We start from the raw sequence: 2,986 nt of genomic DNA on the forward strand, positions 1-2,986 counted from the left end.
CATATTATATGGTTAAGTCCTCGATCTATTAGTATTCGTCAGCTCCACATGTCACCATGCTTCCACCTCGAACCTATCAACCTGATCATCTTTCAGGGATCTTACTAGCTTACGCTATGGGAAATCTCATCTTGAGGGGGGCTTCATGCTTAGATGCTTTCAGCACTTATCCCTTCCGCACATAGCTACCCAGCTATGCCCTTGGCAGAACAACTGGTACACCAGCGGTGCGTCCATCCCGGTCCTCTCGTACTAAGGACAGCTCCTCTCAAATTTCCTACGCCCACGACGGATAGGGACCGAACTGTCTCACGACGTTCTGAACCCAGCTCGCGTACCGCTTTAATGGGCGAACAGCCCAACCCTTGGGACCGACTACAGCCCCAGGATGCGATGAGCCGACATCGAGGTGCCAAACCTCCCCGTCGATGTGGACTCTTGGGGGAGATAAGCCTGTTATCCCCGGGGTAGCTTTTATCCGTTGAGCGATGGCCCTTCCATGCGGAACCACCGGATCACTAAGCCCGACTTTCGTCCCTGCTCGACTTGTAGGTCTCGCAGTCAAGCTCCCTTATGCCTTTGCACTCTACGAATGATTTCCAACCATTCTGAGGGAACCTTTGGGCGCCTCCGTTACACTTTAGGAGGCGACCGCCCCAGTCAAACTGCCCACCTGACACTGTCTCCCGGGTCGATAAGACCCGTAGGTTAGAATTTCAATACAGTCAGGGCGGTATCCCACCAGCGCCTCCACCGAAGCTAGCGCTCCGGTTTCAATGGCTCCCGCCTATCCTGTACAAACTGTACCAAAATTCAATATCAGGCTACAGTAAAGCTCCACGGGGTCTTTCCGTCCTGTCGCGGGTAACCTGCATCTTCACAGGTACTATAATTTCACCGAGTCTCTGGTTGAGACAGTGCCCAAATCGTTACACCTTTCGTGCGGGTCGGAACTTACCCGACAAGGAATTTCGCTACCTTAGGACCGTTATAGTTACGGCCGCCGTTTACTGGGGCTTCAGTTCAGAGCTTCGCTTACGCTAACCCCTCTCCTTAACCTTCCAGCACCGGGCAGGTGTCACCCCCTATACTTCGCCTTACGGCTTCGCAGAGAGCTGTGTTTTTGCTAAACAGTCGCTTGGGCCTATTCACTGCGGCTTTCCGTTAAGAAAGCACCCCTTCTCCCGAAGTTACGGGGTCATTTTGCCGAGTTCCTTAACCAGAGTTCTCTCGCACACCTTAGGATTCTCTCCTCGCCTACCTGTGTCGGTTTGCGGTACAGGCACCTTTTATCTCGCTAGAAGCTTTTCTTGGCAGCGGGGAATCAAAGACTTCGCTCCATAAGGAGCTTCCCCATCACAGCTCAGCCTTCACGATAAGCGGATTTGCCTACTTATCAGCCTAACTGCTTGGACGTGCACAACCAATCGCACGCTTCTTCTATCCTTCTGCGTCCCTCCATTGCTCAAACGATAAAGAGGTGGTACAGGAATATCAACCTGTTGTCCATCGCCTACGCCTGTCGGCCTCGGCTTAGGTCCTGACTAACCCTGAGCGGACGAGCCTTCCTCAGGAAACCTTAGGCATTCGGTGGACGGGATTCTCACCCGTCTTTCGCTACTCATACCGGCATTCTCACTTCTAAGCGCTCCACCAGTCCTTCCGGTCTGACTTCACTGCACTTAGAACGCTCCCCTACCACTGATACCATTGGTATCAATTCGCAGCTTCGGTGGTGTATTTAGCCCCGGTACATTTTCGGCGCAGAGTCACTCGACTAGTGAGCTATTACGCACTCTTTAAATGGTGGCTGCTTCTAAGCCAACATCCTAGTTGTCTAAGCAACTCCACATCCTTTTCCACTTAATACACACTTTGGGACCTTAGCTGGCGATCTGGGCTGTTTCCCTCTTGACTACGGATCTTATCACTCGCAGTCTGACTCCTAAGGATAAGTCATTGGCATTCGGAGTTTGACTGAATTCGGTAATCCGATGAGGACCCCTAGTTCAATCAGTGCTCTACCTCCAAGACTCTTACACTTAAGGCTAGCCCTAAAGCTATTTCGGGGAGAACCAGCTATCTCCAGGTTCGATTGGAATTTCTCCGCTACCCACACCTCATCCCCGCACTTTTCAACGTGCGTGGGTTCGGGCCTCCATTCAGTGTTACCTGAACTTCACCCTGGACATGGGTAGATCACCTGGTTTCGGGTCTACGACCACGTACTAAACGCCCTATTCAGACTCGCTTTCGCTGCGGCTCCGCCTCTTCAGCTTAACCTTGCACGGGATCGTAACTCGCCGGTTCATTCTACAAAAGGCACGCCATCACCCATTAACGGGCTCTGACTATTTGTAGGCACACGGTTTCAGGATCTCTTTCACTCCCCTTCCGGGGTGCTTTTCACCTTTCCCTCACGGTACTGGTTCACTATCGATCACTAGGGAGTATTTAGCCTTGGGAGATGGTCCTCCCAGATTCCGACGGAATTTCACGTGTTCCGCCGTACTCAGGATACATTCAAGAGAGAACGAAGTTTCGACTACGGGGTTGTTACCCTCTACGACGGACCTTTCCAGGTCGCTTCGTCTACCTCGTTCCTTTGTAACTCCGTATAGAATGTCCTACAACCCCAAGAGGCAAGCCTCTTGGTTTGGGCTATGTTCCGTTTCGCTCGCCGCTACTCAGGAAATCGCATTTGCTTTCTCTTCCTCCAGGTACTTAGATGTTTCAGTTCCCTGGGTCTGTCTTCCATACCCTATGTATTCAGGTAAGGATACCATACCATTACGTATAGTGGGTTTCCCCATTCGGAAATCTTCGGATCAAAGCTTACTTACAGCTCCCCGAAGCATATCGGCGTTAGTCCCGTCCTTCATCGACTCCTAGTGTCAAGGCATCCACCGTGCGCCCTTTCTAACTTAACCAAACTAAAAATTAAAAAATATGAGCTACACTGTTATCTAGTTTTCAAAGAACATAC

1 rRNA gene is annotated in these 2,986 nt (G+C 51.2%); it reads right to left on the reverse strand.

Going from position 1 to position 2,986, the window contains the following annotated elements:
* Positions 1 to 8: 8 nt before the first annotated feature.
* A 23S ribosomal RNA gene (locus tag ACO6VI_RS32840) occupies positions 9 to 2,930 on the reverse strand.
* Positions 2,931 to 2,986: the final 56 nt, after the last annotated feature.

This window comes from Bacillus sp. PSXD-155, assembly GCF_049310765.1.
In the GTDB taxonomy this organism is placed as follows: Bacteria; Bacillota; Bacilli; order Bacillales; family Bacillaceae_G; genus Bacillus_A; species Bacillus_A cereus.